The 3,086-nt window shown below is 41.7% G+C and carries 2 protein-coding genes; both read right to left on the bottom strand.

The genetic code is table 11. The annotated features are described in order from the left end of the window. Positions 1–441 precede the first annotated feature (441 nt). Entirely contained in the window at positions 442–1,491 is a 1,050-nt protein-coding gene (locus GNE10_RS33360) for an adenosine deaminase (RefSeq protein WP_185570334.1), read from the bottom strand. Positions 1,492–2,015: 524 nt separating this feature from the next. After that, a partial coding sequence (locus GNE10_RS33355; RefSeq protein WP_221643088.1) for a DUF2817 domain-containing protein occupies positions 2,016–3,086 on the bottom strand: 1,071 nt, incomplete at its 5' end.

The following is a 3,086-nucleotide window of genomic DNA, read 5'->3' as shown; positions in this document are numbered from 1 at the left end:
TGTGGGGAGTGTGGGGAGTGTGGAGGGTAATTTTTTGGATACTTAGCTAGAAATCCCACACAAAATTTCGTTCACCCGATTGAGAGAGTAAATTTAGTAGAAATTTTGATTAAATATGAAGAAAGCTCAATTAAAAAGCGATTTTTGATAAATTGCTTGTGGGATTTTAAGCAAAAAAAATTTATGAATTCAGCAGTCGGAAGTCAGAATTCAGCATAAATTCTCGACGAATGGCAAATGAACAATAGACCTCTTGCAAAGGTTACTTTTGCAAGAGGGGGGAAAGGGAAAAGGTTAAAGGGAAAAGGGTTTTTATTTGCCCTTTCCCCTTTACCCCTTGCCCTTTTCCCAATTTTTGCAAGAAGTCTAATCACTAGCAGGTGTTAATCCACATTTAAACCATTGCTGAATTTACCAATTCTGAATTCTGACTTCTTATATCTAATTAGTTTCGCTTAGTGCTAAAACTTTAGGTGATTCAAGTTTCAGCAATCCGTTCAATAAGGATACTGGACGTTGCCTGTAAGGCCAAGCAAAAGCATGGCGAAACGCTGCATCCTGACAAGCTTGGAGTTGTTCAAAACTAATAATGTCGTAAGTCAAGAGATTTTCATATTCCCAAGGCAAACGTACATTGTGTAAACCAGCATTATCAGTACAAATAGCGATATCGACACCGGCATCAAAACAACGGTCAAAAACTAATTTAAGTTGACGTATATCCTGTAATGTACCAGTTTTTAGATAAGTCGTTGGGCAAACCTCTAAACACTGCCCGCGTCTAGCTAAATCCGGAAGTAATTCTGGATACAATAAAGGAATTTGAATGCCGTGACCAATTCGCATCAGGTAGGGTAACAATTGGGGGTAACAACCGGCGGTAGTTTCAAATAAATGTCCGGTGGTGTTAACATCGAGCGATCGCGCATAATTATATAGACTAATCCATTCTTGGAGGCGATCGGCATAATAGCTATCACCCCCAGCTACATCTACTCCACAGACATAATCCTTATTTTGCGCCGCCAAATCAATAATCGCTTTGTTCACCTCATAAGGTAAACGCGTGTGCATACAAAGAATTTGGCTAGTAACAATGGGATATTCTGGCAAATGACTAGCTTTTCCTACCACTTGGACAATTTCTGCCATCTTGTCAATTCTGTCTGATTGACTCAGATGCTCCGGTGTCCGTAAATAGGGAGTGTAGCGCAGTTCCAGATAAGCCAAATTTTCAAAAATGTAAGCACCCCGCAGCAAGCGATAGATAAAATAAGGCAAAGTCTCTACAGTTTGGACGCTTTCTACCAAGGTGTGCAATTCTAGATACTCATCTAGGGTATTGCGTGGGCGGGTGTAAAAATCTTCAAATTCCGAATAGTCACCAAAGCGGGAAATCAACTCCGGAGAATGTCGCTCGAAATATCGCCACAATACTCTGGGTACGACCGAACCGCCTAGATGTCTATGTAATTCTGCATATAAAGCCATAATGGTATTTTTAGGGAAAAATTTTAATAATTGTAACAAAAACCATAGAGAAAAAAATCTCCTCTAACAGAAAAATTATGTAAATATACGTTAATTGATGCTAAATTTTGCACCAATTTATGTAAAAAATCCTTTGTAGTCAAGGTTGAAAACACAACACTCTAATACCAATGTCAGCAAATACCGCAACATTTCCACTCGTTAGCAGTAAATCATCAGCAAAGGCACAAGGGAATTCAATACTGTTGGCTTTGTGCATTTTCGACTCGGAATTTGGTTTTGGGAAAAGGTGAGCCAGCGCGGTCTTGGGGGTTTCCCCCATGAGCGACTGGCGTTAGCGTCAGCGTTAGCGACGAAGGAGCGTCACCCCGAAGGGGTTAAAGGGTAAAAGGTAAAGGTTTTTTCTTTCCCCTTTCCCCTTTTCCCCAAAACCCGACAAGTATTGCAAGGGAATTCTAATTCCTGCCCTCTGCTACAACTCTAGAGAGTAAGGATTAATAACCCACTAAATTTTCAGGCATCTTCTAATCGTTTAACATTACACAAGCTTGTTTATAAACTGTTATTGCATGTAATAAAACCTGATTACGCCATGTTAAATCGGAGGGTGAAAATACCTCTAACAATTGCTGTTTGGCGGGAGCAAACAAGTCTCTTTGTCCGTAGTGATGTTCTCGATTCTCGTTGCGTAACGCAGCCAAGACATGGAGCATATTATGAGTACCAAACTCACAGGTAATGCCATCATAGCGGACACCCTGGAGTCGTTGAGCCAAAGCGCGAGTAAAGCCACCACGAACAAGGTAACCGCCTTGGCGACGGTAACGGCTTTTTAACTGAGAGCCAAAGGCACGCTGCGCTCGTGCAACTTGCTCTGGATTAGATTCTCCTTCTAGCAGCAAAGAGCGATCGCCAAACTTGCCGAGACCACTGTGCAGGTCAACGTGTACAATTCTCTCACGGTGACTCAGAGTTTCATCGAGAAATAATAATAGTCGAGACAACTCAGGTTGTAACGATTTACCACCAAAAAATAAACCTTGGGGATACTCATATTGCCCTGTCACCACAGCAGTTTTCACATTTTCATAGCCATATTGAAGTACTGCTTGTATCAGTTGCAATAAAAAGAAATCCCTTGTTGGTGGCGAAGGTGGATTGAGCAGAGCATCGAGGAGACTATAGGTAGGATGTAACCCTTGATATTCCTTTGGGTCTGCCAGAAAATTACGATTTAGGTCTATATTTTCCCTATCCACACGGCGCAAATTTGCCATTCCCCAAGGATTGAGTACATGTAGCCAAAGAGTAGAAATTTCAGGGTTAAGAGACAACAAATAAAGTTGAGCAGCACTACCAGCAAATCCTTCAACACCGTGGAGTCCGCTACTAAATACTAAAACGTGACGAGACTGGGAGTTTCCCGACCAAGCCCAATCGATAGTCAGACCATCGCTAACCTCTATAGCTCCGCACTCTAACAAATGTGTTGCTTTTTGAAAACGTTCTTGAGCTTGGGCGTAGTCTTGGGAAAACCAAGAGTAAATATTATTCATTGAATGAAGGGAATGGGGCATGGGGCATGGTGAATGGGG

Source organism: Nostoc sp. 2RC, assembly GCF_014222165.1.
Taxonomy (GTDB): Bacteria; Cyanobacteriota; Cyanobacteriia; order Cyanobacteriales; family Nostocaceae; genus Nostoc; species Nostoc linckia.
Note: the sequence above shows the minus strand (reverse complement) of the source record. Positions and strands in the feature narration are given on the sequence as shown.